Source organism: Mycobacterium sp. Root265, from assembly GCF_001428895.1.
Taxonomy (GTDB): Bacteria; Actinomycetota; Actinomycetes; order Mycobacteriales; family Mycobacteriaceae; genus Mycobacterium.
Genome location: NZ_LMJA01000002.1, coordinates 1 through 25365 on the forward strand (window position 1 = coordinate 1; position 25365 = coordinate 25365).

28 protein-coding genes and 1 pseudogene are annotated in these 25365 nt (G+C 65.5%); 18 read left to right on the top strand and 11 right to left on the bottom strand.

Features of this window, described 5'->3' with window-relative positions; genetic code table 11:
* The 5 genes from ASE48_RS32540 to ASE48_RS03275 form a co-directional block, all read left to right on the top strand.
* A partial coding sequence (locus ASE48_RS32540) for an aldehyde dehydrogenase family protein (protein WP_156409026.1) occupies positions 1 to 154 on the top strand: 154 nt, incomplete at its 5' end.
* A gap of 81 nt (positions 155 to 235) precedes the next feature.
* On the top strand, positions 236 to 742 hold the full coding sequence (locus ASE48_RS03260) for a YkgB family protein (RefSeq protein WP_057165614.1): 507 nt from the start codon (positions 236 to 238) through the stop codon (positions 740 to 742).
* Positions 743 to 761: 19 nt separating this feature from the next.
* Positions 762 to 1397 carry an RNA polymerase sigma factor gene (locus tag ASE48_RS03265; protein WP_057165962.1) on the top strand — a complete coding sequence of 212 codons (636 nt, stop codon included), beginning with the start codon at positions 762 to 764 and terminating at the stop codon, positions 1395 to 1397.
* A gap of 14 nt (positions 1398 to 1411) precedes the next feature.
* Entirely contained in the window at positions 1412 to 1636 is a 225-nt protein-coding gene (locus tag ASE48_RS03270) for an anti-sigma factor family protein (RefSeq protein ID WP_057165963.1), read from the top strand.
* Between the two features lie 30 nt (positions 1637 to 1666).
* Positions 1667 to 3103 carry a dihydrolipoyl dehydrogenase family protein gene (locus ASE48_RS03275; RefSeq protein WP_057165615.1) on the top strand — a complete coding sequence of 479 codons (1437 nt, stop codon included), beginning with the start codon at positions 1667 to 1669 and terminating at the stop codon, positions 3101 to 3103.
* A 5-nt stretch (positions 3104 to 3108) separates the two neighbouring features.
* Here the strand turns inward: ASE48_RS03275 and ASE48_RS03280 are convergent, their stop codons facing one another.
* A complete protein-coding gene (locus ASE48_RS03280; RefSeq protein ID WP_057165616.1) occupies positions 3109 to 3897 on the bottom strand; it encodes a hypothetical protein in 789 nt (262 codons plus the stop codon).
* A gap of 53 nt (positions 3898 to 3950) precedes the next feature.
* Here ASE48_RS03280 and ASE48_RS03285 point away from each other — a divergent pair, with 53 nt between their 5' ends.
* Positions 3951 to 4907: an ankyrin repeat domain-containing protein gene (locus ASE48_RS03285; RefSeq protein ID WP_057165617.1), complete on the top strand. Its 957-nt coding sequence runs from the start codon at positions 3951 to 3953 to the stop codon at positions 4905 to 4907.
* Here ASE48_RS03285 and ASE48_RS03290 read toward each other — a convergent pair.
* Positions 4891 to 5250, bottom strand: coding sequence for a hypothetical protein (locus ASE48_RS03290; RefSeq protein WP_057165618.1), 360 nt, complete (start codon positions 5248 to 5250; stop codon positions 4891 to 4893). The two genes, ASE48_RS03285 and ASE48_RS03290, sit on opposite strands and share 17 nt — an antisense overlap.
* A gap of 61 nt (positions 5251 to 5311) precedes the next feature.
* Between ASE48_RS03290 and ASE48_RS03295 the strand changes: the two genes are divergently transcribed.
* The 3 genes from ASE48_RS03295 to ASE48_RS03305 are packed head-to-tail and all read left to right on the top strand — an operon-like array spanning position 5312 to position 6695.
* Positions 5312 to 5650, top strand: coding sequence for an ArsR/SmtB family transcription factor (locus tag ASE48_RS03295; RefSeq protein WP_057165619.1), 339 nt, complete (start codon positions 5312 to 5314; stop codon positions 5648 to 5650).
* Positions 5650 to 6297 carry a cation transporter gene (locus ASE48_RS03300; protein WP_057165964.1) on the top strand — a complete coding sequence of 216 codons (648 nt, stop codon included), beginning with the start codon at positions 5650 to 5652 and terminating at the stop codon, positions 6295 to 6297. Before ASE48_RS03295 ends, ASE48_RS03300 begins: the two co-directional genes overlap by 1 nt.
* Positions 6298 to 6320: 23 nt before the next feature.
* Positions 6321 to 6695, top strand: coding sequence for a DUF1622 domain-containing protein (locus ASE48_RS03305; RefSeq protein WP_057165620.1), 375 nt, complete (start codon positions 6321 to 6323; stop codon positions 6693 to 6695).
* On the opposite strand, the gene ASE48_RS03310 is transcribed toward ASE48_RS03305, so the two are convergent.
* The 3 genes from ASE48_RS03310 to ASE48_RS03320 form a co-directional block, all read right to left on the bottom strand.
* Entirely contained in the window at positions 6692 to 7468 is a 777-nt protein-coding gene (locus ASE48_RS03310; protein ID WP_057165621.1) for a DUF427 domain-containing protein, read from the bottom strand. The genes ASE48_RS03305 and ASE48_RS03310 overlap by 4 nt on opposite strands.
* Positions 7465 to 8589: an acyltransferase family protein gene (locus ASE48_RS03315; RefSeq protein ID WP_235570744.1), complete on the bottom strand. Its 1125-nt coding sequence runs from the start codon at positions 8587 to 8589 to the stop codon at positions 7465 to 7467. The genes ASE48_RS03310 and ASE48_RS03315 overlap by 4 nt, the downstream gene beginning before the upstream one ends.
* A 67-nt stretch (positions 8590 to 8656) precedes the next feature.
* On the bottom strand, positions 8657 to 9523 hold the full coding sequence (locus ASE48_RS03320) for an LLM class F420-dependent oxidoreductase (RefSeq protein WP_057165622.1): 867 nt from the start codon (positions 9521 to 9523) through the stop codon (positions 8657 to 8659).
* A 161-nt stretch (positions 9524 to 9684) separates the two neighbouring features.
* Between ASE48_RS03320 and ASE48_RS03325 the strand changes: the two genes are divergently transcribed.
* From ASE48_RS03325 to ASE48_RS03340, 4 genes are all read left to right on the top strand, one after another.
* Entirely contained in the window at positions 9685 to 11181 is a 1497-nt protein-coding gene (locus tag ASE48_RS03325; RefSeq protein ID WP_082613981.1) for a cellulase family glycosylhydrolase, read from the top strand.
* Between the two features lie 356 nt (positions 11182 to 11537).
* On the top strand, positions 11538 to 12167 hold the full coding sequence (locus ASE48_RS03330) for a hypothetical protein (protein ID WP_156409027.1): 630 nt from the start codon (positions 11538 to 11540) through the stop codon (positions 12165 to 12167).
* A 502-nt stretch (positions 12168 to 12669) separates the two neighbouring features.
* On the top strand, positions 12670 to 13161 hold the full coding sequence (locus tag ASE48_RS03335) for a hypothetical protein (protein WP_057165624.1): 492 nt from the start codon (positions 12670 to 12672) through the stop codon (positions 13159 to 13161).
* Positions 13162 to 13648: 487 nt separating this feature from the next.
* Positions 13649 to 14098: a hypothetical protein gene (locus ASE48_RS03340; protein ID WP_057165625.1), complete on the top strand. Its 450-nt coding sequence runs from the start codon at positions 13649 to 13651 to the stop codon at positions 14096 to 14098.
* Positions 14099 to 14995: 897 nt separating this feature from the next.
* Here ASE48_RS03340 and ASE48_RS03345 read toward each other — a convergent pair.
* Positions 14996 to 15295 (bottom strand): hypothetical protein, encoded by a 300-nt coding sequence (locus ASE48_RS03345; protein ID WP_057165626.1) that lies wholly within the window; start codon positions 15293 to 15295, stop codon positions 14996 to 14998.
* Between the two features lie 269 nt (positions 15296 to 15564).
* On the opposite strand from ASE48_RS03345, the gene ASE48_RS03350 reads away from it, so the two are divergent.
* The 3 genes from ASE48_RS03350 to ASE48_RS03360 are packed head-to-tail and all read left to right on the top strand — an operon-like array spanning position 15565 to position 18560.
* A complete protein-coding gene (locus ASE48_RS03350; RefSeq protein WP_442928687.1) occupies positions 15565 to 16935 on the top strand; it encodes an amino acid ABC transporter substrate-binding protein/permease in 1371 nt (456 codons plus the stop codon).
* A complete protein-coding gene (locus ASE48_RS03355) occupies positions 16932 to 17705 on the top strand; it encodes an amino acid ABC transporter ATP-binding protein (protein ID WP_057165627.1) in 774 nt (257 codons plus the stop codon). Before ASE48_RS03350 ends, ASE48_RS03355 begins: the two co-directional genes overlap by 4 nt.
* Positions 17706 to 17711: 6 nt before the next feature.
* Complete coding sequence (locus ASE48_RS03360) at positions 17712 to 18560, top strand: peptidoglycan recognition protein family protein (RefSeq protein ID WP_057165628.1); 849 nt, start codon at positions 17712 to 17714, stop codon at positions 18558 to 18560.
* On the opposite strand, the gene ASE48_RS33785 is transcribed toward ASE48_RS03360, so the two are convergent.
* The 5 genes and pseudogenes from ASE48_RS33785 to ASE48_RS03375 form a co-directional block, all read right to left on the bottom strand.
* The gene (locus ASE48_RS33785; RefSeq protein ID WP_442928667.1) at positions 18547 to 19146 is read right to left on the bottom strand and encodes an ATP-grasp fold amidoligase family protein; all 600 of its coding nucleotides are present in this window, start codon (positions 19144 to 19146) and stop codon (positions 18547 to 18549) included. The two genes, ASE48_RS03360 and ASE48_RS33785, sit on opposite strands and share 14 nt — an antisense overlap.
* Positions 19140 to 19481 carry a hypothetical protein gene (locus ASE48_RS33310; RefSeq protein ID WP_235570753.1) on the bottom strand — a complete coding sequence of 114 codons (342 nt, stop codon included), beginning with the start codon at positions 19479 to 19481 and terminating at the stop codon, positions 19140 to 19142. Before ASE48_RS33310 ends, ASE48_RS33785 begins: the two co-directional genes overlap by 7 nt.
* Positions 19482 to 19508: 27 nt before the next feature.
* A pseudogene (locus tag ASE48_RS03365) lies at positions 19509 to 20470 on the bottom strand (methionyl-tRNA formyltransferase).
* A 218-nt stretch (positions 20471 to 20688) separates the two neighbouring features.
* A complete protein-coding gene (locus tag ASE48_RS33645; RefSeq protein ID WP_162264178.1) occupies positions 20689 to 21525 on the bottom strand; it encodes a DUF3060 domain-containing protein in 837 nt (278 codons plus the stop codon).
* Between the two features lie 112 nt (positions 21526 to 21637).
* Entirely contained in the window at positions 21638 to 23011 is a 1374-nt protein-coding gene (locus ASE48_RS03375; RefSeq protein WP_156409051.1) for a cation:dicarboxylate symporter family transporter, read from the bottom strand.
* A 101-nt stretch (positions 23012 to 23112) separates the two neighbouring features.
* Between ASE48_RS03375 and ASE48_RS03380 the strand changes: the two genes are divergently transcribed.
* Both ASE48_RS03380 and ASE48_RS03385 read left to right on the top strand, forming a co-directional pair.
* Positions 23113 to 24648: a sensor histidine kinase gene (locus tag ASE48_RS03380; protein WP_200962052.1), complete on the top strand. Its 1536-nt coding sequence runs from the start codon at positions 23113 to 23115 to the stop codon at positions 24646 to 24648.
* A complete protein-coding gene (locus tag ASE48_RS03385) occupies positions 24645 to 25334 on the top strand; it encodes a response regulator (RefSeq protein ID WP_057165632.1) in 690 nt (229 codons plus the stop codon). The genes ASE48_RS03380 and ASE48_RS03385 overlap by 4 nt, the downstream gene beginning before the upstream one ends.
* Positions 25335 to 25365 lie beyond the last annotated feature (31 nt).

Below are 25365 nucleotides of genomic sequence, written 5' to 3' on the forward strand. Positions count from 1 at the left end.
GATCGAGGCCGGCATGGTCTTCGTCAACGCCGTCGGCGCCGAAGGCGCCGAGCTGCCCTTCGGCGGAGTCAAACGCTCCGGGTTCGGCCGCGAACTCGGCCGCTTCGGCATCGACGAATTCGTCAACAAAAAACTCATCCGCATCGCCGGCTAGTTGTAGCTCCCGAACGGCCTGTAACGCTTGGCCGTCGACACCACACTCCCTTTGCAACGCCCGAACGCAAAGGAGCCAGACATGACCATCACGCAAGACACCCGATTCGTCCGCGCGGAGTCAGTCCTCGCCGAGATCGGCGGCAACGCCGCCCGGTATGGACTGGTGGTCGTGCTGGCCTGGATCGGAGCCCTGAAATTCACCTCCTATGAGGCGCACGGCATCGAACCTCTGGTCGCGAACAGTCCGCTGATGAGCTGGGTGTACGACATCTTCTCGGTGACTGCGTTCTCGTCGATGCTGGGCGTACTGGAACTGACGACGGCCGCTTTGCTGGCGGCCAAGCCGTGGCTGCCGTGGCTCTCCGCGCTCGGCAGCGTGATCGCCGTCGGCCTGTTCGCCGCCACGTTGAGTTTCCTGTTCACCACACCGGGTGTCGGGGAGTCCTCGGCCGGCGGCTTCCCGGTGTTGTCCTCGACGGGCCAGTTCCTGATCAAAGACATTGCTCTGATCGGTATCTCGTTGTGGACCTTGGCTGATGCGCTGGCGGCGGCACGTCGCCGAACTGGTCATGCGGCGCTGTCTTGAGCCCTACGATGGCATCGCCATGACAATATCGGCACCGGATGAAGCCGCCCTCGTCGACGCGTTGCGGCGCGGTGACGAGGCGGCCTTCGCCGCTCTGGTGGAGAGGTATGCACCGTCGATGCTGCGGGTCGCAGCGGGCTATGTGCCCAATTATGAGATCGCCGAAGAGGTCGTCCAGGAAACCTGGATCGCTCTGCTGAAGGGCCTCGACAGCTTCCAGGGCCGATCTTCTTTGCGCACCTGGCTTTTCACAGTCATGGTGAACATCGCGAAGACGCGTGGTGTGCGGGAGCGGCGGGACACCGAGATGCAGGTGCTCGCCTTCACCGGAGGTACGGTCGACCCGGCACGCTTCCGGGAAGCCGGCCGGCAGTGGGCTGGTCACTGGAAGGAACACCAGGCGCCGGTGGCCTTTCCGGACACCCCGGAGGGCTCGGTACTCGGCGATGAGCTGGTCGCAGTGACCCGCCGCGAGCTCGACAAACTGCCTGTGCGGCAACGAGAAGTGGTCACCATGCGTGATGTGCTCGCGATGGACTCCGCTGAGGTGAGCGCACTGCTCGGTATCAGCACCGCCAACCAGCGGGTGTTGCTGCATCGTGGTCGCGCCGCGATACGGCAGGCGCTCGAGGACTATCTGAAGGAGTCGGCGTGAGCGACACGGATTCGATGGATTGCCATGTCCTGGTAGAGCTGGTGACCGCCTACCTCGATGGTGTGCTGGATCTGGATACCAGGGCACGTTTCGACGTTCACCTGACCGAATGCGACGGCTGTGACAACTATCTGCAGCAGCTGCGATCCACCGTGGACACTCTCGGCAAGGTGGGTGCTGATGAACTCGACCCGGCGTTTCGGGACCGGCTGCTGACGGCGTTTCGCGACTGGCGCTGACCGAGGGCCGCGGAGGCATACGCTGACCCCATGACCGGCGAGATGCGCGTTGTCGTGATCGGAGGCGGCCCGGCGGGGGTGTCGGCCGCACTGCATGCCGCCGGTCTGGGCGCACAGGTGACGCTGCTGGAGCGGGGACGGGTCGGCGGCACCGCCTTCAACAGCGGCCCGGCGCCTGTCCGCACCTTGGCGCGCGCCGCGCGCCTGGTGCGGGACTGGAATTCATGGGAAGCGTTCGGTCTGCGCGGGGCACGGCCGCAGGTCGATGTCGCCGCCACGCTGGCCAATGCGGAACGGGTCGCCCACTACGCCTATGAACGAAAGCGGGTCGCCGACCATATCCGCGCTGCCGGTGTGGATCTCGTCGAGGAGACCGGCGACGCCCGCTTCCTCGACGCGCACACCGTTGCTGCGGCTGACGGTCGGACCTGGACGGCGGACCGGGTGATCATCGCGGTTGGGGGCAGGGCCGGGAGACTGCCCATCCCGGGTGCGGAACTCGGCTTGACCTACGCCGACATCCGCGGCCTGACCGCGCTGCCCGACAGGGTCTGCGTGATCGGGGCCTCCGACACCGGTTGTCAGCTGAGCTCGATTCTCGCCGACTTCGGCTGCAAGGTAACACTTGTGGAGTACGGGCCACGCATCGTCGCGCGCGCCGACGTCGACGTCTCGGCCGGGCTCGAACATGCCTTCCACCGCCGCGGTATCGGCGTCGTCACCGGCGCGGCAGTGCACGAACTCGCACCGGCCACCGACGGTGTCCGCGTGCTGTACCGGACCGGCGATGACTCCAGGGCCGTGGACGTCGACGCGGTGTTCTTCGCCGTCGGCTGGCCCGGCAATGCCGACGTCGTCGACGCCGCCGCGGCCGGTGTGAAAACCGAACGGGGCTACGTGGTCGTCGACGCGTCGGCCGCGACCAACGTGTCGCATATCTTTGCCGCCGGCGACGTCGACGGGAACAGCATGCTCGTCAGCAGCGCGACGCTCGAGGGCCGGGTCGCCGCCGAGAACGCGGTGCTCGGCCGGCGGCGCCAGGTTGCCCACGAGATCGTCCCGGCCGGCAGTTTCACCGACCCGGAGTACGGCAGCGTCGGCCTCACCGAGGAACACGCCAGGGCCCGCTACGACTGCGCGGTCGCGGTGGCCCGCTACGAGGACATGTTGCGTCCGGTTGCCGACGGTCACCCGGATGGGTTCTGCAAGTTGATCGTCGACACCGCGAGTCGGCAGATCGTCGGAGCCCATGTGCTGGGCGAGTATTCGGCCGAGGTGATCCAGATGGTGGCGGCCTGCATGGCGGCGCGCATGCGCGTCGAGCAGGTCGCCGAGCTGCAGTTCGCGTTTCCGACATTCACCGAGGGTGTCAGCCAAGCCGCGCAGATGGTGGTGAATCAACTCAGTGGCCGGCCGGTGCCCCATTTGTGGAGCAGTCTGGGCAGCACGCCATCGGTCCTGGAGTAGGCGCGCTAGCCGGACGGCGGGAATCGGGCGGCCACCGCTGGATGCCCGGCGATCAGGCCGTTGAGCGCACGCCACTGGTGCAGCGCGTCGGTCAGTGTGCCCTCCGGGTCGCCACGGCGCACCGCGTCCACCAGGGCCAGCTGGGTGGGCCCCTTCTTCCGCAGTACCTCCGGGGACAATGGCTGAATACCCTGCAGACCAAGGAGTTCGACCTCGTTGCCGATGCGGTGGACGACTGGTTCGGCAGACGGGTCGGCCATGTCGACACGCGCCCACGGTGCTGCGACCTCGATGGTGGCCGGGGTGTTCGCACGCTCGGCATAGCAGAACCACGACACCGGACCACCGGGCACCGGCGGCCAGGACTCCGGCAGCGGTGGGGTGCGGCGCAACTCCCAGCCGGGCTCTGCTGCGGTGGCCGCCCACGCCTGGTCGCTCAGAAACTTCACCCGCGGCAGCCGGTTATCGGCGCGGGATCCTTTGGTGCGCAACCGCTTCAACTTGCTCAGTAGGGCGACCGCCGGTGGCGACAGGCCGAGCGCGGGCGCGACGAACAACCACACCCACAACCACCACGACCGGACACCCGTGTCGTCGATCGTCGAGAGCACCGTGCAGGCGGACTGGGCGATCCAGAGCGGTCCTAGTACGACCAGCGCCGATAATCCCAGCGCGAAACCGCCCTCCCAGCGCATGGAGTCGTCGGTGGATTCCGTGACTTCACCGGCCACCGCGGCGACGACCAACGCGATCACGATGCCGAGCACCAGCGCGGCGATATCGGTCATCGGCATGTTCGGCCTCCCCGGTCAGGCTATCGAGCGATGCCATCGGTCATGCTGGAGGCATGCCGGAAACGCTGGTCGAATACCAGGAGGGATACGACAGCGTCATCGTGACCCGTGACGGCGATGAACTGGTGTTCTGGTCCGACTTCGACGACAACGGACGCTCGATCCGGACGGAGACCCGCACGCCCCTCGCCGATTTCGTCGCCAAGGGTCACGGGCCATGGCCCTGGTACGACCTGGACAGCCGGCGCGAGGGCGCACTGAAGGTGCTGGGCGCGCTGGGTATCGAGGCGCCGCCCTGGACCGAACCGCTACCGAAGAACGTCCTGGACCTCTTCTACCGCGCCTCCAACGGATGGGCCGCGGTGAGCGATCTGGTGACCGGCGGTCTCGACGTCGACGTACTCGACCGGTGCGGCGCCTCACCGCTCTGGTACGCGGTCCGCTCGCTGCAGCCCGCGGCGGCGATCGCTCTCGTCGAGGCGGGCGCGGACGCGTGCCGGCGCATCGACCTCACCGCGCGTGGCGAGCGGTTCACCACGATCCTGCACGAGATGGCCGCGCTCGGGCGCGCCACCGCGCTCACCCGCGCACTGGCCCGCGGCGCCGGCCCGATGGTGCGCGACTCCGAGGGGGCGACACCGCTGCACGTGCTGGGCGAGGGCGCCGATCATGTCAACCCGGAGATCGTCAGGGCGCTCATCGGTGCCGGAGCCGATGTGGAAGCCCAGACCACCGGTGGCACCAGGCCGATCGAAGCCGCGGCGCGACGGCTGTTGCCCGCCACCGTGGCCACCATGCTGGAACTCGGCGCGCAACCGGCCCGGGCCTTGGATGCGCTACTGGTGTGGTGGTCGTCGAACGCCCGTTGGCTGGGCTACCGCGCCAGCGTCGTGGTCGGGATCGTCGAAATCCTCTGCGCCGCAGGGGCGACGGTGTCCGAACGACATCTCGAACTCGCGACGGAGGCCGATATCGCGCCGGTGATCGCGGCGCTCAGCCGAGCACAGTGAGCGGCAGACTCACGAACCCGCCGCGGCCCGACACCGCCAACAGGTACCGACCGTCCGCGGGCACCGGCAGTTTCAGCGGGTAGAACACGAATCCGACCTCACCGCCCAGGCTGGCCTCCGGCACATCGAACTGCACGTCGAGTGCTGCCCCGACCGGATCGGTGAAACGGACATCGATCGTGGCGGCCTGATCGAACGGTTCGGGCTGGATCAACACGACCAGGATCGGCTCGACGATGCGTCGCGGTCCCGCTTGACACGACGTGATGACCCCGCCCTGCACGTGGAGTTTGTTGTCGACGACCGAAGCGGATTCGGCGAGCAGGGCACCGGTGACGATCATCGTTCCACGGTAACGGGTTCCCGACCTACGATTAGTACAGAAATCGATGTACTATCACGACATGCGAACTCTGGTGCATACCGACGCCCTGGCCCGATTCGGTCACGCGCTCTCCGACACCACCCGCGCACAGGTCCTGCTCACCCTGAACGCGGCGCCGGGCTACCCCTCCGAGCTTGCCGAGCAACTGGGGGTGTCACGCCAGATCCTGTCCAATCACCTGGCCTGTCTGCGCGGCTGCGGGCTGGTGGTCGCCGTACCCGAGGGCCGCCGCACGCGATACGAATTGGCCGACAGCCGGATCGGTAGTGCGCTCACCGATCTGATGGGTCTGGTACTGGCCGTGGACCCGAACTGCTGCTGTGCCGGCGCCGACGGCACCGGCTGCGGGTGCTGCTGATGGTGCGGGAACGCGTCCTCACACCAGGACGCCATGCGGTGTTGTCGCACCGGATCCGCTGGTTCGTCACGGCGACCATCGCGTACAACGTGATCGAAGCCGTCGTGGCAATCAGCGAGGGTGCACGGGTGTCCTCCAGTGCGCTCGTCGGTTTCGGGCTGGACTCGGTGATCGAGGTGTCCTCGGCGGCGGCCGTGGCGTGGCAGTTCTCCGGCCGCGATCCCGAAGCCCGCGAGAAGGCCGCCCTACGGGTCATCGCCTTCTCGTTCTTCGGCCTGGCGATCTTCGTGACGGTCGACGCGGTGCGTTCACTGCTCGGTGCGCAGGAGGCCCGGCATTCGACCATCGGTATCGCGCTCGCGGCATTGAGTCTGGTCATCATGCCGGTGCTGTCGTGGGCGCAGCGGCGCGCCGGCCGCGAACTGGGTTCGATATCGGCGGTTGCCGATTCGAAACAGACGCTGCTGTGCACCTATCTCTCGGGCGTACTGCTGCTCGGTTTGCTGCTCAACAGCGCGTTCGGGTGGTCCTGGGCGGATCCGGTGGCGGCCCTGGTGATTGCCGCGGTCGCGATCAAGGAGGGCCGCGATGCGTGGCGTGGTGACACCTGCTGCGCACCGATTCCCGAGACCCGGTGCTGCGACTGAGGTCCTGGCCCTAACGTTGCGGCATGAGCTTCTACGAGGTCATCGAGACGGTCGGCAAGGTGATCGACGGGATCGGCGTGGCGGTGATCGCACTCGGGGCGATTTTCGCCGGAGTCGTGACGGTGCGCAAGATGCTGGGCCGCTCCGGTGATGCCTACCGGTTCTTCCGGGAGCAGCTGGGACGGTCGATCCTGCTCGGCCTCGAATTCCTGGTGGCCGCCGACATCATCCGCACGGTCGCCCTGACCCCCACCTGGCAGAGCGTGGTGGTGCTGGCCGGGATCGTGTTGATCCGGACGTTCCTCAGCTTCTCTCTGGAGGTGGAGATCAGCGGCCGGTGGCCGTGGCAGCAGCGGGCCAGGCCGGCGGCAGACGATGTTGTGCCACAACGCGACTAGCTCATGTGCGTGACCGGACGCGGCAGCCGTACGCCGTCGACCTCGATGTCCACCTTCTCGTTGTAGAACGCGATCAGTCCGGCGACGCGGGAGACCGCGCCCAGCGGATACTGATACATCCACGCGAGGTCCGCATGAATCGCCTCACCCACCTGGACCGACCAGTAGGCAGAGGTGACGCCCTTGTACGGGCACACCGTCTGCGTCTGGCTGGGGACCAGGTACTGCATCGAGACGTCCGTGCGATCGATGTAATACCTTGTCGGGAGTCCGGTTTCGAAGAGCAGGACCGGACTGTGGGTGTCGGCGAGCACAACGCCATCGAGTTCCACCCGCACGTGGCGGTGCGAGCGCAGGGCGTCGTGGCGGGCGTATGGGCTGCGGGGATGCTCGTAGATCCGCTCGTCCTCTTCGAACCACTCCAGGCTGTCCCACTCGAACCGCACGTAGCCGGCCACCAGTCCGTCGCCCTCCTCGAAAACGCGAGCAGCTGCCGCGGCGACCTGGCCGCCGGCATGCAGTGAATGCAGCCGGAACGCCCCGAACTGAGCGCGTTGAGCGTGCTGATCATCGACGAGGAATTTCGTGTTCACATCGCTGAGCGGCACGTAATAGTGCGGGTAGTAGGGAATCTCCCACACATAGCGCGCGCCGAGGGTGTCGAAGACCAGGTCGGGCCCGACGTAGCCACGGACCCGACGGGGACAGGGTTCCACGCGCCCGCGCTCGGTGGCCGGCGGCGGGTAGTCCTGCCCCGATGGTGCTGAATTCATCTGCGGCTCCGTTCTCTTGTCGATGTCGGTGTACGCGTCCAACGGTGCAACAGCCAGGCCGCCGGCACCGTCATTGCCGTCGTGACGAGGAACAGTCCCGGCATCGACCCGGTGAAGGTCGGCCAGTGCAACACCTCGGCCATCGCGAATTCCATCGCGATCACGTGCAACAGGAAGATCTCGTAGGAGATCTCGCCCAGCCACACCACCGGGCGGGCACTGAGCAGGCGTGCGTAGCCGCTTCCCGAGTCCAGCACCAGCGGCGCCAGCAGCCCGACGGCCACCACGGCGTAGAGGATCGTCTTGAGTACCCGCTGCCACGGTTCGACCTCGATCACGGTGACATCACCGGCGATCGGCAGCGCCACCACCAACAGCGCGGCCACCGCCAGCGGTATCGCCAGATGGGCGCGACAGCGAATGCCGAGCACCTGCAGTACCACCAGAGCCATGCCGCCGACGAAGTAGATGAGGTGCGCGGGCAACCAGATGGTCGCCGACGGCGGCAGCGCATCGGTGATCGTCGGCAGCAGCAGCCACAGTGGCGTCACCGCGCCCAGGGCGGCCAGACCGGCCAGCAACAGGCCCGGGCGCCACGCCCGGCGGCACAGCACCGTCAACAGCAAACCGGCCAACAGCGGCAACGCCGCGTAGAAGGCGACTTCGACTGCCAGGCTCCACATCTGGGTCAACCCCTGATGCAGCTCGGCGTAATACAACGGCGGGTAGATCTGGGTCAGCGTCAGGTGTTTCAGTAACCCGAGCCAGCTGTGCCCGGGATTCGGCCCGGCGTCGCGGAACTCGTAGATCGCGAAGGCGAGGAGCACCGTGACGACATACGCCGGTGCGATCCGGCGCACCCGGCGACGGGCATAGCGGCCTAGAGACGGCTCCGGGGTTCCCTGCGCGGTCGCCAGGACCCACGGCCGGAACAACAGATAGCCCGACAACACGAAGAAGACCGGGACGCCGACTTCCAGCCGCGCATAGAGCTGGCCGAGATAACCGTCGTCGAGGTGCCCTGTCCCGAAGGCGGCGTGGGTGGCGACGATCAGCAGAGCGGCCAGTGCGCGCAGCCCGGTCAGCGAAGCCACCCGATTCGTGGCAGCACGATCGGTCACCGGCGAATCGCCTGTCGCACGCATCAGTTCCACAGCGTACGGATGGCGCCCGATCCATCCGCGGGAATCATGGCGCGGGCAGCGCCGCGGACAACCGGGACAGCACGTCGAGATGTGCGTCGACGGTGGCGAGTCCCGCGCCCATGGTGTTGATCGACAGATGCGAGGCGCCGGCCCGCGCCCAGGCCCCGATCTCCTGCAGCGCCGCGTCATCGTCGCCGCGCCAGGTGGCTCGACCTTCCATGCCGATCGCGGCCGGGTCACGGCCCGCCTCCTCGGCGGCACCGGCAACCACCTCACGGGCGTGGTGGAGTCCGGGTCCGGGCGCCATCATGGGGAACCACCCGTCGGCCACCCGGCCCGCCCGCCGGTAGCCCGCATCCGATGCCGAGCCGATCCATACCGGGATGGGGCGCTGCACCGGCAACGGTGCCAGGCCCGCGCCGGTGAGGCGGTGGTATCGGCCGTCGAACGTCACCGATGGTTCGGTCCACCACCTGCGCAGCAGAGAGATCTGCTCCTCGGATCGTTTGCCGCGGTTACCGAAGTCCTCACCGAGGGCCTCGTATTCCACCGCGTTCCAGCCGATTCCGACGCCGAGGCGGAGCCGGCCGCCGCTGAGCAGGTCGACCTCGGCGGCCTGCTTGGCGACCAGCGCGGTCTGGCGCTGCGGAAGGATGATCACTCCGGTGACCAGCTCGACCGTCGTGGTGATGGCGGCCAGATAACCGAACATGACCAGAGGCTCGTGGAATGTGGTGTGCACGTCGTAGGGCCCGGCCCACCCGGCGTGCACGTCGGGGTCGGCACCCACGACATGGTCGTAGGCGAGGATGTGGGTGAAGGCCAATTCCTCGACCCGTTGGCCGTAGGCGCGTACCGCACCGACATCGCCGCCCAGTTCTGTCTGGGGAAACACCACACCGATCCGCATATCCACACCGTATCCGGACCGTGACCGGGGGTTTTCGACACGCCGAATTCGGTGCGGTGCTTCGGTCGTTGCTTCCGTTAGAAATAACCTCATATTTTGAGAAGGGTCGGGTGAATGTGAGTACGGTGCGCGGCGGGAGAATATTCCAGCGCCGCAAATTAATGCGCGCGGTTCTGGGCGCCATTGTCTCCGGCCTCTGTGTCGTCGCTCTCATCGCCACTCCGACCTCCCACCGGCACCGCCAGGTGTTCACGGACAACTTCGCCGCACTCAGCAACTCAGCCACCACATTGGGGTTCGCTGATTCGCAGGTCTTCTTCTACAACGACGCGGAAGTGGCCGCGACGGTGCAGCGCTGGGTCCAGAACAATATCCGCACGGTGCGCATCGGAATTCCGTGGGCGGGTGTCGAGGCGCTCCAAGGCCGGTATGACTGGTCCAAGGCCGACCGGATTGTCGCTGCCGCGGCGGCGGCAAACATCTCGATCATCTGCGCCATCACCTCCAGCCCGTGGTGGGCCAAGGCGTGGAATGCCCTTCCGCCGCACGGCCGTCCCGCCTCGCCCGACCAATACGGGAAATTCACCGCGAAGGTCGCGCAACGGTATAAGGGCAAAATTGCGGCATATGAGATCTGGAACGAACCCAACGGCGTTTTCGGATATCACCCGGCACCGGATCCCTCTGGATATACCGATCTGTTGAAGGCCGCCTATCCGCGGATCAAAGCCGTCGATCCGGCGGCCATTGTCGTCGGCGGAGTGCTGGGGTCGGGAAAGAGTTGGGGCTCGTGGACGATCGATCCCGTCACGTTCCTCACCCGTATGTACGCCGCGGGCGCGCAACCGTTCTTCGACGCGTTGTCTTATCACCCGTACAGCTACAGCATGAAGTTCTCGCAAGGCATGCTGCAGGCGGATTCGCCGGTGGATCAACTGGTCCGCATGCGCAGAGTGATGCTGGAGCGCGGCGATGCGCCGAAGAAGATCTGGGTGTCGGAGTACGGCGCCCCCACCAATCGGGTGAATGAGGCGACCCAGGCCGCCTTCATCGCGGACATGATCAGCACCTGGCAGGAACTCCCGTACGCGGGCCCACTGATGCTCTACACCACACGAGATCTCAACAGCTCCAGCGGTTCCGACGAGGACCGATTCGGCCTGTACCGGTCGGACTGGGTGCCCAAAGCCGCGCAGCAGGTAGTGGCTGCCCCGCCCGGAGTCGGCGCGGTCTATCAGCGGTTCGCCGCGTTCACCGACCCCAGTTTCGGGGAGGTGCTCAGTCCCGTCTTCACGGGACCGTTCAAAGTCCCGACGCAGTTGCGCGCTCTCGGCACGCTGTGGGAGGTGTCGCCGGGCACGATTGTGGCGTCCCCGACGCCGGTCGCCGATCTGGTGCGTAAGAAGAAGATCCTGCCGAAAACGTCATTCAGGGACGGCTATCAGGATTTCGGTGGTTGGCAGCCGTTCCGGGTCTGGTATTCGCCGGAGACCGGCGTGCAGACGGCCAGTGTGGAGTTCGCCAAGAAATGGGTCCCGGAACTGGGGTTGGCGACGTCGTCGGAGAAGTGGGTCAACGGCGCGACCCGGGTGACGTTTCAGCGGGGCGTGATGACGTGGCGACCGTTCGTGGGCGTCAAGGTGTATCGCTCGCAGTAACGCGCCTGCCAGCAACGCGCGGAGCACCGTGGTCCGCGCGTTGTTCCTTACTGCGTGCCTGGCTGCGCCGGCGCGTGCTGCTGCCGCGCGGTGAACCTCGGTTCGGCAACGGGACATTCTTTGCGCAAACGTGATGTTTAGTTTGCTACATAGTGGGTGTCTCTGATCTTGATAACGAAATGGCAAACAAGATAAGAAAGCTGGCGACGAGCTGAGGTCGCAGCGGCCCGCTATTGGCGCGGCCAGGGACGAGCCAGCTGATCGAGCTTTCTCCGGCGGCCGTGCGCGGCCGGAAACGCACAGCTAGACGGCATGAATGACGCTGAGTGGCAGCAGCCTCCGGCTGCGTTCCCACCGTGGACACGACCGCGGTGAAGAGCGTGGGCAGCTCGTTAATTGTCGCCCGCGTCACGAGAAATTTCAGAAAATTTGCGGCCAGGTCTAGTTTGCCAGGCAACCGTTGTGTTAACTTTTCGACGTTGGTTGGGGAATTTGCTGAAAGGGAGATCAACATGTTGGGACGTCAGGGAACCTCCGTCAGGATGATCGCTGCGACGGCAATCGCCGGGGGCGGAATCGCACTGGCCATGGGAGCGGCCACCGCAGGTGCGGGAGCGGCATACGCCGAGACAGGGCAAACCGCCTCGAGTTCGAGCTCCAGCTCGAGCAGTTCACCGCTGCAGCGGATCGGCAGGTTCGGCAGCAATCTGCAGCGCAACCTCGGAACCGTCGGCAGTAATCTGCAGCGGAACCTGGGTCAGGTCGGCAGCGATGCCCAGCAGGGCCTCGGCTCTGTCGGTTCGAACCTGCTCATCAACGGTGGGACGTCGGCCAGTAACGCGCAACAGGGCCTGGGTCAGGTCGGCAGCGACGCGCAGCAGGGACTTGGCCAGGTTGGCACCGACGTACTGGTCAACGGCGGCACCGCGGCCAGTAACGCGCAGCAGAACCTCGGCGAGTTCGTCGGCAACATCCTGGGCGACTAGTCCGAATTCGATTGAGGCCGGGCAGCGGGTGAGTTCTCCCGCTGCCCGCCGTCGTGTCTGGGCCAGATGGCGTCCAACGATTGATCTGAGCATTTGCTGATCTCAATCCGGAAGTGGGCGCTTGTGCCGGTGCTATCCCGGAAAATCTTTGCGAACGAGAACTTTTGCCAAGATTGCAGCAAAACTGTCTCCGGGCCAACTCGGCAGTCGGCATCCGCTCATCGTCGAATGACGCTGGCGTTGCGAGCTGACCTTCATAATCGCAGTTCTATGGCTAGCCGTCTCGCGTTTCAGCTGTTGCTGGCGTAGTTCAATTGATTGCCGGCGAGCTGTGAGCTTTGTGCCTTGCGATCTTGCACGGTGTATTGCTGAAGTTCGAAGTCCGAGTCAGGCAAAGGAAAATCCACGCGGTTACGGTTTCGTGAAATTTTGTCCCGGGTATGCGGCGGGTGCGTCGGTTGGCGCAGAAGTGGTTCGCACCTATTTGCTGAAGGAGATAGTCATGGATCGCAATCGTCTGGATATGTCGACGACTCTGAAGGGCGCGGCGCTTGCCGGGGCCGCCGCTGCGGTGTCCCTCGGAATCGCGGTGGCGGGCGCCGGAACCGCCGCTGCGGACACCGACGACAGCGGCAGCACCGCGGCGCGGCAGAGCGCCACGAGTAGCAGCTCCAACCCCAGGGACTTCGGAAGCAACCTGGTGAGAAACCTCGGCAAGTTCGGCAACAATCTGGTCCAGAACACGGGCAAGGTCGGGAGTAACGCTCAGCAGCAGCTCGGGAAGGCCGGGACCAATGCGTTGATCAACAGTGGGACGGTCGCCAATAATCTGGTGGACAACGTCAGCGAGACCGGTGGCAACGTATTCGGGAATGCCAACGAGGCCGGCAGCAATCTGGTGGGCAATGCCGGTGAGGCCGGGTCCAATCTGGTCGGTAATGCCGGTGAGGCCGGCGGCAACCTTGTTGACAACATCGGTGACCTGTTCGACTGATTCAGCTCACTCGCGAAAGGGCAGCGGCATCCGCCGCTGCCCTTTCGCGTGGCCCCTCGGACCTTGCTGCTTTCGCTCGCCCGTCGACCTGCCTGTACCTGCTTGGACGGGCGCGGCCCTGTGTCTCCGATGTGGTTTGCTGTCGGGTCCGGACGAGGTGCCGTGGCGTAATTGCCGCAGGCGTCACGGCGATCCGGCCGGTAGCGCCAGCGGCCCGCAGCGGTGCTCAAGTGCCTGGTAACCGCTTTATTATCGACATCGTAAATACTTGCTGTGTTTCATGATCACGGTATTGCCAGTTCAGGGGCCTACCGGTCGGAGCTGCTCAGGATTGATAGCCAGCCCGCGGGGGAGCTCCCAGCAAAGCGAAATCTGGACAAAACCGTGATCATTCGTGCGTGATTCGTCCCCTTCGGTATGATCTGCGACACACTTTTTGTGTTAGCTTCAGCTTGTTCGTTTGGTATTTGCTGGAGGGAGACGAATCATGGATCGCAACGGGTCGGGGAAGCCCGAAATGATCAAGGGGATGGTGCTGGCAGGCGCCACCGCAACAATGTGTCTCGGAGTGGCCCTTGCGGGCGCCGGGACGGCGTCGGCCGACACGAGTGCCGCCGATGCGCATGTCGCCGCGCAGCAGCGCAACGCCGGAGTAAGTGCCAACGCCATCACACCCGAGGACGTTGGCGAGTTCGGCGACAACCTCGTGCGTAACCTCGGCCGCTTCGGAAGCAATCTGCAGCGCAACGCCGGGCAGGTGGGCAGCGACGTGCAACAGGGTCTCGGCCGCGTCGGGACTGATCTGCTGATCAACGGCGGCACCTTCACCAGTAATCTGGTGCAGAACGCCAACCGCGCCGGTAGTGACCTAGGTCGCAACGCCGCCACTGCAGGCCAGGACCTGGTCCGCAATATCGGTAACCTGTTTCGCCGTTGACGGACGCCGGTGGGGCGCCTGCCTTTGCGCGGCCGCCTCACCGGCCATCGGTGTCCACTTCAGCTGCCGAGAAGTTCGTCGATGACGTCGACCAATCCGCCTCATGCTCTCGATGTGGAGCACCTCGGACCAGAGTCGCAGGATGAAGCGTTCCTGTTCGCCACGAGGAGGTTCGAACTCCGTCCGGCCTACCCGGCAGTGCCGTCGGGTCGATCTTGCCGCGGTCTCCCTGTGGCAGTGCCCTGAGCAACTTGCTGGCGGCCGGCACAATGTACGCGGGCCAGTTTCGGTGCAGACGGCTGCGAGCTGTCGGCAGCGCGGCGCGACGTTGCCGTCATCGCCGAGGCCGAAGTGGTCGTTGAGCAGTTAAGCGTCGTCGTGCCGCAACTCATTCGGGTGAAGGACCGCCTTGGGCGTGCAGCTGGATTCCGATGTGAATTGGATGCTCGTGACGTTTTCGCTGTCGGCATCCGCGCTCAGGTCTGCGGTGACTTCGGCGCTGCCGGGTATGCCGCCAGGATTCGCACCGGTCATGGCTGGTAGCTGTGCTCGATGAGGATCGACGAGATCTTCTGTGCGCGGTTCGCCAGCATCGCCGAGTCCAGGACCGCATGAGAATCCGGGATGCAAACAAGCTAATCGTGGTCGCGGCGGTGGCGGGAGTCAGCGGTGCGGGCAACATGGCGGCACGGGGCTCATCGCGTACTGGGCAACCTCCGTTGAACACACCCAGCGCGACTTCCGCATCAAGGCCTCGAGGGGCGCGGTGTCCACGTGTGGTCATCGGTCGGGCCCGCCGCACTGAAACCCGACCTTCCGCCGCAGTTGTCGTCCTTCGTGTCCCCGCGGCCGAGAACGCCTTATCTACAGGGATACTCGCCGCCGGGGTGACACGCGTCAGCGTGAGCAGTCCAGCGACACCGTGATGGTGCGCTTCACCACGATGGGCACGATCGCGTTGCGGTCGTTGAACCCGTCCACGTTGACCAGACGCCTCTGCTCCTGCACGTGGCCGATATCGGTGACCTCGCATTCATCGAGCGGGGCGCTACCCAGGCGATTGACGCGGACGTCGAACCCCTGGGCCTCCAACTGATCGATGGTGAGGTTGGCGGACTCGGCGTTGGCCGGCGCTGCGGTGGCGGCCAACACGCCGAGGGCGGCGGAGACGATGACAACGGAGAATGCGATGCGCATGACCGTTCCTTCCTGGTGGTGATCGGTTTCGATGGGTCGATCGTGCTGCCCGGGACGGTGACGCCGCTTGGAGCTGACGTGGAGATTGTCTGGAGATCCCCCGCAGGGCGCGGCGCAGCGATAGCGTGAATCCGTCACGGCACATCGGACGGGAGACCAACATGCGAGCCGAAATCTCGTCGGGCTGTAGGCCTGAACCACCCGCTAGGCCCGGGCGGCGGCTCGCAGTACTGCTGGTGGGGCTGCTCGTCGGGCTGTTCGGCACCGCAATGCTGGCCCCGGCGACCGCCGCGGCGGACGGCGAGACCTACACCATTGCCACCGACACGACCTTCGCGCCGTTCGAGTTCCAGGACGCCGGCGGCAATTTCGTGGGTATCGACATGGATCTGATCCGGGCGATCGGCGAGGACCAGAACTTCAACGTCGACATCAAGCCGCTCGGTTTCGACGCAGCGCTCCAGGCGGTGCAAGCCAACCAGGTCGACGGTGTCATCGCAGGCATGTCGATCACCGACGAGCGCCGCAAGGTGTTCGACTTCTCCGAACCCTATTTCGAGTCCGGAATCCAGATGGCGGTGCTCGAGGACAACGAGGACATCACGTCCTACGAGGACCTTCGCGGCAAGCGGGTCTCGGTCAAGAACGGCACCCAGGGCGCAGATTTCGCGGACTCGATCAAAGATCAGTACGGCTTCGAAGTGGTCTCTTTCGCCGACTCGTCCACCATGTTCGACGAGGTGCGAACCGGCAACTCGGTGGCGGCCTTCGAGGACTACCCTGTGTTGCTCTACGCCATACAGCAGGGTAATGGCTTCAAAACCGTGACGCCGAAAGAAGATCCGACCGGGTACGGGTTTGCCGTCAACAAGGGGCAGAACGCAGAACTGCTGCAGAAGTTCAACGCCGGGCTGGAGAACCTCAAGGACTCCGGCCGCTACGACGAGATCCTGTCGACCTACCTGGGTGAGGGTGCGGCCACCAGCGACAGTTCGTTCTTCGGGCTGATCAAGAGCACCGCACCGATGCTGCTCGCCGGCCTGAAGATGACGATCATCCTGACCGTGTCATCGATCTTCTTCGCGCTCATTCTGGGCGTGATCTTCGGCTTGGCCCGGGTGTCCCGGTCGATCTGGTTGCGCGCCATCGGCACCACGTTCGTCGACATCTTCCGCGGTACACCGCTGATCGTGCAGGCGTTCTTCATCTACTTCGGCATTCCCACAGCGCTGGGCTTCCAGATGTCGGCGGTGACAGCAGGCATCATCACGCTCTCGCTCAACGCCGGCGCCTACATGACAGAGATCGTCCGCGGCGGCATCCTCGCGGTCGACAAGGGGCAGATGGAGGCCGCCCGCAGCCTCGGCATCGGATACCTGCCGACGATGCGTAAAGTGATTCTGCCGCAGGCCATTCGCACCATGATCCCGTCCTATATCAACCAGTTCGTCATCACGTTGAAGGACACCTCGATCCTGTCGGTGCTCGGTATCGCCGAGCTCACGCAGAGCGGCCGGATCATCATCGCGGGCAACTACAAGGCCTTCGAGATGTGGCTGATCGTGGGCATTATCTACTTCATCGTCATCATGGCGCTGACCAAACTCTCGGACCGACTGGAAAGGCGGCTCGTGAAATGAGTGAACTGGTAACAGAATCCGCGGCTACCGAGCCGGCTGGCACCGTCAAGATCCGCATCGAGGGCCTCAAGAAGTCCTTCGGGGAACTCGACGTGCTCAACGGCATCGACACCACCATCAGCCACGGGGAGGTGGTCTGCGTCATCGGGCCCTCGGGTTCCGGCAAATCCACCTTTCTGCGGTGCCTCAACAAGCTTGAGGACATCACCGGGGGCAAGGTGACCGTCGATGACTACGACCTGACCGACCCGAAGGTCAACCTGGACAAGGTGCGACAGCACATCGGCATGGTGTTCCAGCACTTCAATTTGTTCCCGCACATGACCGTGCTCGACAACGTCACGCTGGCGCCCCTGCTGACCAAGAAGATGGACAAGGCCGCCGCCGAGAAGAAGGCGCGTGAACTGCTCGCGCAGGTCGGTCTGGCGGAGAAGGCGGACGTGAAGCCGTCGACGCTGTCGGGTGGGCAGAAGCAGCGCGTCGCCATCGCGCGGGCGCTGGCGATGAACCCGTCGATCATGCTGTTCGACGAGGCCACCAGTGCGCTGGACCCGGAGATGGTGGGCGATGTGCTGGAGGTGCTGCGCGCACTCGCCTCCGGTGGCATGACGATGGTCGTGGTCACCCACGAGATGGGCTTCGCCCGTGAGGTGGCGTCCCGGGTGCTGTTCATGGACGGCGGCAAGATCGTTGAGGACGCCGAACCCGCCGAACTCTTCGACAACCCCAAACACCCACGGTTGCAGGAGTTTCTGTCGAAGGTACTCTGACGGTTAGTGCCTCTGAGAAAACCGCCCGCCGGCAACCCGGTTTGGCTGCCTGCAGTGCTGCGCGGCGAAGGGCTGGAGCCTGTCGAATTTCCCGGCTGGCGCGACCGCGGCCACGGCACGTTCAAGGACATCCGCGGGGTGATGGTGCATCACACCGGCTCGGACCGGGCCACTGCGGCATCCATCGCCACCGGGCGCACCGATCTGGCCGGGCCGCTGTCGCAGCTGCACATCGCCCGTGACGGCGCGGTCACCGTGGTGGCCGCCGGGGTGGCCTGGCACGCGGGTGTCGGGATGTATCCGTGGGTGCCGGCGAACATGGGTAACTGGCACCTGATCGGCATCGAATGCGCCAACAGTGGGACTAGCCCGTCGGCGTCGCATCGCAGGAACTGGCCGGACGCACAGTATTTCGCGTTGGTGCGTTGTTGTGCGGCGATCAACCGGCACTTGGCGCAGACGTCGGCGCGCACCATCGGGCACAAGGAGTACGCGGGCCGCACCCAAGGCAAAAGGGATCCCGGTGCCATCGACATGGACGTCCTGCGACGAGATATCGCCGAGCAGATCAGGCCGGACTTCGCCGCGATGCGCAGGCCGCGGCCACCGGTGCCGGTCGGCGATTACGCCGGCATTCTGGTGCACCGTGGCAGCGCGGGCCCGCAGGTGGCCGAACTCCAGCGCAGACTCAAGGCCGCTTATGCCGCTTACGCCGGGGAGCTCGTCATCGACGGGGTGTTCGGCGCCGAGACCGAGGTCGCCGTGCGCGAATTCCAGCGCCGTTACCGCGGACTCACGGTCGACGGGATCGTCGGCCCGGCGACGGCTGCGGCGTTGCGGCTCACGGTCGTGTGACTGCGCAGAAGCTCAGGGCCGGCCGCGTTGAACTTGCTCCTGCGTCAGAAGCTTCCAGTGCGCACCCTGCTCGGCGTCGAACTGTTTGGGGGTGTATCGCAACAAACCCCCGCCAGGGTAAGGCGTATATTCGCCAAACCAGACCGCACCGTCGACTGCGTAAAAGGTCGATACGGATGAAATCCCAGTCCGCGCCAAGAGTTTGCGCGATCTTCAGCATCTTGTCCAGTTCACGAGGTCGCGGCTCATCGGCGACCGGCCTGATCCGCCAACGCACTGGCAGCCGATTCCACTCGGCATCCAGGAAGGTGGCAGTTTGATTGCCGAAGCGACCACTGTTGACCTGGATGAGTTCGACGCGACCGTCGAAGACGAAGAACTTGTAATCAGCCGGCGGATGCCCATCCGCGGTCGGAATTCGCTGTTCGAGCAAAAGCAGCGAGCGGGCTTCGCCGTAACCCCATTCGCCCAGTTCCACCGGAGTGCGCTTCCACCATGCGCGAGTCGTCTCGATCAGTGCTTGGACGTCGGTCTTCTCGTCAGGTCCGAACAGTGCGTGTCCGCTGCTGTGGTTCGGTTTCAGCACCCACGGCGGCAAGAGCTGAGGTCTGGAGCATCGCGGAGATCGGTTCCAGACCAGTATGTTTCAGGGATGGACAGGTCTTCACCCGGGTATGCTTCCCTGGCCATTTCCTTCATACGTAACTTGTCGCAGGCGGCGACGATGCGCTCCCGCCGGTCGTAGAGGATCCGCCAGTTGACCTTCTCGTTAAAGGTGCGTGGTCTCCTGAAGTTTCCAGGGCGATGAATCATCGTCAGATGAAAGCCGTGGCGTAACCAGGTAAGTGGTAGCAGACCGATGACTTTGCGGTGTACTGCTAGGACCAACGGCGGTGCAGTCTTGTTTTTCAGCGTTGGCATCGGAACCTCGATCGGTGAGCGCCGGAATCAGGGCTGGCTGGCGAGGTAACCGCCGCGGCGGAAGAACTTGTCGCCGGAGTGCTCCGCCCCGTCGGCCGAGCGCACCCTGGTGATCACCAGGCCGAGGTTGCCACCGCGGTAGGCCTGCGGCCCGGACACCACCGCGCCGCCGCCCTCCTGCACGATCACCCGTCCCGGCGTCCCGCCGTAACGGATTTCGGAGACCTTGGCCTCAAGGATCTCGATTCGCTCGCCACGGTAGTGGGTGAAGGCGGCGGGGTAGGAGGCCGAGAGCGCCCGGACCAGCCGCTCCAGATCTTCGGCGGGCCAGGTCCAATCGATCAGGCTGTCGCGCTCGGAGCGCTTGTGGAAGTAGGTGCGGGTCGCCTTGTCCTGCGTTCGCCACTGCGGCTTGCCGGACTCCAGGGCGGTCAGCGCTTCCTTCAGTGCACCCGGGATGAGGTCGATGCCCCGCTCGACCAGTTCGGACCAAGGGCACCGGTCTGATGGGTGCCGGAGTCGCGCGGCCCGATCGGCAGTGAATGCTGAACCAGGACGTCGCCGGTGTCGAGGTTCTCGTCCATCCGGTGCACGGTCAGGCCGATCTGGGATTCGCCGCTGATCAGCGACCAGATGACGGGGGAGAAGCCGGTGCCCTTGGGCAACAGCGAGTCGTGCAAGTTCAGGGTGCCGTGCGGCGGCAGGTTGTAGAGCTCCGGCGGCATCCAGGTGTACCAGCTGTTGACCACGATGACGTCGGGCTAGGCGCGCTTCACCAAGTCGATGGTGTCGTGGTCGACCCGCTCGGTGAGATGAACCGGGATGCCGTAGCTACGGGCGAGGTCCTCGACCGAATCCGAGAAGATGCCCTTGTAGGAATCGTCACTGGCCGGATGGGTAACTGAGAGTGCGACCTCGTGTCCGAGCTCGACGAGGGCCTGGAGGGTCTTGACTCCCCATGTCTGGAAGCCGAACGAAACGATGCGCATAACCCACTGACCTCGCTGAATATCACTCTGTCTCGTCCGTGGGACGGATGTCCCGCGCGGAATGCCAAAGACAAGTTAGCAAATTAACTAAGCCTTAGCTAAGTCAACGCTGTGCGTTAGCTGTGCCCGGCCGCATGCGCCGGAGCCATCAAGATCGTTTTTGCTCGATTAGCACCATCCCGACATGAACACCAGGTCATGCCGGGTGGGCGGGCGCGCTAACCCCGGGTGATCGAGTTCCCGCTGCCGGACTCGCTCACCTGGGGTTCGCCGGTGCGGTAGGTGATCTTGTTATCGAAGCCCGAGACGGCGATTTCCCGGGTGGACTCGGCGGTGACGATGTTCTCGAAGCCCGACACCGTGACGGCGGTGCAATGGCCGGTGATGTCGACGGTGTTGTTCGCCCCGCTGATGATCACGATGTTGTCGTTGCAGGTCACCGATTTGTTGGTGCCGATGCCGCTGATGGTCAGGGTGGTGCCCGGTTCCGCAGGCGAGTCCGACGGGGGCTCGGCGATGTCGGTCGGAATGGTGATGATCGTCGGCAGGGACGGCAGGGACGGCAGGGACGGCAGGGACGGCAGGACCGGCGCCTCGGGCCCGTCGGTCAGCACATCACCGCCGCCGGCGATCCCGGGTGTCTCGGGTGCCGAGGTGTTCGCGTACAGGAAGTACGCCGCCGCACCGCCGGCGAGCAGGAAGAGGACGAGCACGATCGGCACGATCGCCATCCACGGCCGGAACCCGGAAGATGACGGGCCGGTCGGGTACGGGGCGGGGTATCCAGTGACGTATGGATCAGCGCCATAAGGGTTTTGGCCGTACTGCGGCGGGCCGTACTCGGGCTGGCCATAGGGCTGTTGTCCGTACTGCGGCTGGAAGTAGGGCGACTGGTCCGGCCACTGCTGGGTCGGGGGCGGAAGCAGCGGCGGTGGTGGTGGTGGTGGCGGTGCGGAGTATCCGGAACCGCGACTCGTCGGACTTGCGTTCTCGGAGCCGAGTTCGGTGGGCTCCAGCGCACGGATCCGGGCTTCCGGGTCGTCCTGCGGGTTCATGGGCAGATGGTCGCATATCCCGGGGTGATCCGGTGGGCAGGAGCGCAATACGCCTGCGGCGCCGGAGCCACCGAGGGGGCGGTTCCGACGCCGCAGGTTTCTGCGCCGAGCCTTATGCCGATACCGGGACCTTGCCCGATGCCGGTTCTTTGGCCCGGTCCGAATGATCGTCGAGCATGGTGAGTTCGTCGAACGGATCACGTCCGCCCAGAACGGCATCCACCTTCTCGCGATCGATCGTCTTGGTCCACGACCCCACCAGCATGGTGGCGACCGCGTTACCGGAGAAGTTGGTCAGCGCGCGGGCTTCCGACATGAACCGGTCGATTCCGACGATCAGGCCGACACCGTCGAGCAGATCGGGGCGGTGCGCCTGCAGACCGCCGGCCAGCGTGGCCAGCCCGGCGCCGGTGACACCGGCTGCGCCCTTGGAGGCCACGATCATGAACACCAGCAGGCCGATCTGTTCGGACACGCTCAGCGGATCTCCCAGTGCGCCGGCGATGAACAGCGATGCCATGGTCAGGTAGATCGCGGTGCCGTCCAGGTTGAACGAGTAGCCGGTGGGAACCACCACGCCGACGGTCGTGCGGTCGACGCCGAGGTGCTCCATCTTGGCGATCAGTCGCGGCAGCGCCGATTCCGAGGAGGACGTCGAGACGATGAGCAGGTATTCGCGGGCCAGGTAGCGCACCAGCTTGAAGATGGACACACCTGCCACCACCCGCAGCAGCGTCCCGAGCACACCGAACACGAAGATGGCGCAGGTCAGATAGAAGCCGACCATCAGGGTCATCAGCTGTCCGACCGCGGCCCAGCCGGTCTGCCCGACCACGTTGGCGATGGCGCCGAACGCGCCGATCGGGGCCAGCCACAGGATCATCACCAGGACCTTGAAGACCAGCTTCTGCAGGTGTTCGATACCGCGCAGGATCGGATCGCCCGCAGATCCGAGGCCCTGGATCGCGAAGCCGACGAGCAGCGCGATGAACAGCGCCTGCAGCACGCTTCCCTCAGTCAGCGCCGAGAACATCGAGGTCGGGATGATGCCCTGGACGAAGTCCAGCAGACCGCCGGCCTCATGGGCCTTGTCGGCGAGTTCGGCACCCTTGCCCGCGGTGTCGGTGACATTGAGTCCCTCACCCGGGTGCAGCAGGTTGCCGACGACGAGGCCGATGGCCAGTGCGAACGTGGACATCGCGAGGAAGTAGACGAAGGCGAGACCGCCGACCTTGCCGACCGTCGCGGCCTTGCGGACCGAACCGATGCCCAACACGATGGTGCAGAAGATGACGGGCGCGATCATCATCTTGATCAGCGCGACGAACATGGTGCCGAGCACGCCGACGCTCTTGCCCACATCGGGGGCCAGGATGCCGACGGCGACGCCGGCGACGACCGCGATGATCACGGCGATATAGAGCCAGTGGGTACGGTCCCGTTTGGTTTTGGATGGACCCTGTGGCGGGGCGTCCTGCGGCGGCATCGCCGGGGACGGTGGCTGGGAAGTAGTCATGTAAGGATGGTCCGGTACGGCGTGAGCCAGGTCACGTTTTTGTTCATTTCGTTCACGGGAGGGTGCGCCGGGTGGTGGCCGACCGAATCTCGCGGTGGTCACTAGCGGGCCAGGCGATCGCGCTGCAGATCCTGGTGATCGCGGTGATCGTGGTGGCCGGCAGTGGGCTGGCGCTGCTCGACGCACGCCAGGACGGTGACGCCGCGGCTGAGGCGCAGGTACTGGGTATCGCCACCTCGCTGGCCGATTCGCCGTCGACCGCTCAGGCGATCGTGGACGGCCACGCGACGGCGACGCTGCAACCGGTCACCGAACTGGTGCGCAGGCACACCGACATCGCGTTCATCACCATCATGGCGCCCGACCGCACCCGCTACACCCATACCGACCCGACCCAGATCGGCGGCGATTACCTCGGCAACATCGAACCGGCCCTGCACGGTGAATCGTTCACCGAGGTGTACACCGGCACGCTGGGCCCCTCGATCCGCGCGGTGGCGCCGGTGCACGATGCCGACGGCCGCGTCATCGGCCTGGTCGCCGCCGGCATCCTGCAGCAGAGCCTGGCCGAGCGGTGGCGCGAGCAGTGGGCGGTGATCGCGGCGGTGGGCGTTGTCGCCCTTACCGTTTCGCTTGTCGGGGTGTGGGGGATCCGTCGCAGGTTGCTGCGTCAGACACGCGGGCTGCGTCCCGACGAGCTGAGGGTGATGTATGACCACCACGATGCGATCCTGCACGCGGTCACCGAAGGTCTGATCGTGCTGGACCGCGCCGGGGTCGTGCTGGTCAACGACGAAGCCCGCCGGTTGCTGGCGCTGCCGCCGGGGCCCGTGTCGGTCACTGATCTGCCGGGGTTCCTGCAGGTCGCCGATCCCGGGGTGCGCGACGAATTGCACGTCACCGACGAGCGGGTGCTGGTGGTCAACCGCGCGAAGGTACCAGACTCGGGCAGCGAGGTGGTGACCGTGCGGGACCGCACCGAATTGCAGGGCGCCCTTGGCGAACTCAGCTCCCTGCAGGTACTCACCGACTCCCTGCGCGCACAGGCGCACGAGTCGGCGAACAAACTGCACACCGTGATCACCATGGTCGAGATGGGTCGCCCGCAGGATGCGGTCGCGGTGGCCACCAAGGAACTTGAGCTGTCCCAACGGCTGGTGGACCGGCTGTCGGAGGCGGTCAGTGAACCCGCGCTGGTGGCGCTGCTGCTCGGTAAGACCGCCCAGGCCGACGAACGCGGTATCGCGCTGACCGTCACCGAGGACACCCAATTACCTTCGGATGTCGCGCTGACCGGGCAGGAACTGGTGACCGTGCTGGGTAACCTCATCGACAATGCGATGGATGCGTGCGACCGGGACGACCCGTGGGTCGAGGTGACGGTGACCCAGGACGCTGATGCTCTGCGAATCATCGTGGCCGACAGCGGTACCGGGATGGACGCCGACGTGTTCACCCAGGCGCAGCGTCGGGGGTACTCGACGAAGAACGCCGACGGGCACGGCATCGGGCTGGCGCTGGTGGCGCAGGTGGTGCACCGCCACGGCGGGACGTTGAGCACCGATGTGACCTACGGATCGGTGGTCTCGGTGGTGATCGACCTGTGATCAGCGTGCTGATCGTCGAAGACGATGTGCTGATCGCCGAGGCGCATCGCACCTATCTCGCTCGCCTGGAAGGCTTTTCGCCGGCGGCGGTGGTGCACACCGCGCGTGACGCCATGCGGACGGCGGCCGCCGCGGCCGCGGCCGGGGAACCCATCGACCTGGTGCTCCTGGACCTCGGCCTGCCCGACGCCAGCGGGATCTCACTGGCCTCCGGGTTGTCTGGGCTGGCGCCCGCCCCGGACATCATCGCCATCACCTCCGAGCGCGACCTGGAGATGGTGCGCGCCGCCGTCTCGCACGGGGCGCTGGCCTATCTGCTCAAGCCGTTCACTTTCGCCGCCTTCCGGGACCGCATGGAGCGTTATCGCCGCTACCGCACCGCGCTGCCCGCGGGTACCGAGGCCGCCAGCCAGGCAGAGGTGGACAGGGCGATGGCCGAGCTGCGCATCGGCGCCGACCGGGCGGCTGCGCCCAAGGGCGCGGCCCCACAGACCACCGACGAAATCGCCAGGGCCGTCCGCGACTGCCCGGCCGGACTGACCGCCGATGAGGCCGCCGCGCAGGTCGGGGTGTCCCGGGTGACCGCCTGGCGCTACCTGGAACGCCTCGCTGATGAGGGCACCGTTACGCGTCACACCGACTACGGCAAGGCCGGGCGGCCCAAGACCCGCTATCAGTGGCGCTGAAATAGTCTTTACCGTCAGCCCTGACGGTAAT

Coding starts and splice junctions, on each gene's coding strand:
- ASE48_RS03260 (WP_057165614.1), top strand. CDS start 236: ATGACCATCACGCAAGACACCCGATTCGTCCGCGCGGAGTCAGTCCTC.
- ASE48_RS03265 (WP_057165962.1), top strand. CDS start 762: ATGACAATATCGGCACCGGATGAAGCCGCCCTCGTCGACGCGTTGCGG.
- ASE48_RS03270 (WP_057165963.1), top strand. CDS start 1,412: ATGGATTGCCATGTCCTGGTAGAGCTGGTGACCGCCTACCTCGATGGT.
- ASE48_RS03275 (WP_057165615.1), top strand. CDS start 1,667: ATGACCGGCGAGATGCGCGTTGTCGTGATCGGAGGCGGCCCGGCGGGG.
- ASE48_RS03280 (WP_057165616.1), bottom strand. CDS start 3,897: ATGCCGATGACCGATATCGCCGCGCTGGTGCTCGGCATCGTGATCGCG.
- ASE48_RS03285 (WP_057165617.1), top strand. CDS start 3,951: ATGCCGGAAACGCTGGTCGAATACCAGGAGGGATACGACAGCGTCATC.
- ASE48_RS03290 (WP_057165618.1), bottom strand. CDS start 5,250: ATGATCGTCACCGGTGCCCTGCTCGCCGAATCCGCTTCGGTCGTCGAC.
- ASE48_RS03295 (WP_057165619.1), top strand. CDS start 5,312: ATGCGAACTCTGGTGCATACCGACGCCCTGGCCCGATTCGGTCACGCG.
- ASE48_RS03300 (WP_057165964.1), top strand. CDS start 5,650: ATGGTGCGGGAACGCGTCCTCACACCAGGACGCCATGCGGTGTTGTCG.
- ASE48_RS03305 (WP_057165620.1), top strand. CDS start 6,321: ATGAGCTTCTACGAGGTCATCGAGACGGTCGGCAAGGTGATCGACGGG.
- ASE48_RS03310 (WP_057165621.1), bottom strand. CDS start 7,468: ATGAATTCAGCACCATCGGGGCAGGACTACCCGCCGCCGGCCACCGAG.
- ASE48_RS03320 (WP_057165622.1), bottom strand. CDS start 9,523: ATGCGGATCGGTGTGGTGTTTCCCCAGACAGAACTGGGCGGCGATGTC.
- ASE48_RS03325 (WP_082613981.1), top strand. CDS start 9,685: ATGCGCGCGGTTCTGGGCGCCATTGTCTCCGGCCTCTGTGTCGTCGCT.
- ASE48_RS03335 (WP_057165624.1), top strand. CDS start 12,670: ATGGATCGCAATCGTCTGGATATGTCGACGACTCTGAAGGGCGCGGCG.
- ASE48_RS03340 (WP_057165625.1), top strand. CDS start 13,649: ATGGATCGCAACGGGTCGGGGAAGCCCGAAATGATCAAGGGGATGGTG.
- ASE48_RS03345 (WP_057165626.1), bottom strand. CDS start 15,295: ATGCGCATCGCATTCTCCGTTGTCATCGTCTCCGCCGCCCTCGGCGTG.
- ASE48_RS03350 (WP_442928687.1), top strand. CDS start 15,565: ATGCTGGCCCCGGCGACCGCCGCGGCGGACGGCGAGACCTACACCATT.
- ASE48_RS03355 (WP_057165627.1), top strand. CDS start 16,932: ATGAGTGAACTGGTAACAGAATCCGCGGCTACCGAGCCGGCTGGCACC.
- ASE48_RS33310 (WP_235570753.1), bottom strand. CDS start 19,481: ATGCCAACGCTGAAAAACAAGACTGCACCGCCGTTGGTCCTAGCAGTA.
- ASE48_RS33645 (WP_162264178.1), bottom strand. CDS start 21,525: ATGAACCCGCAGGACGACCCGGAAGCCCGGATCCGTGCGCTGGAGCCC.
- ASE48_RS03375 (WP_156409051.1), bottom strand. CDS start 23,011: ATGCCGCCGCAGGACGCCCCGCCACAGGGTCCATCCAAAACCAAACGG.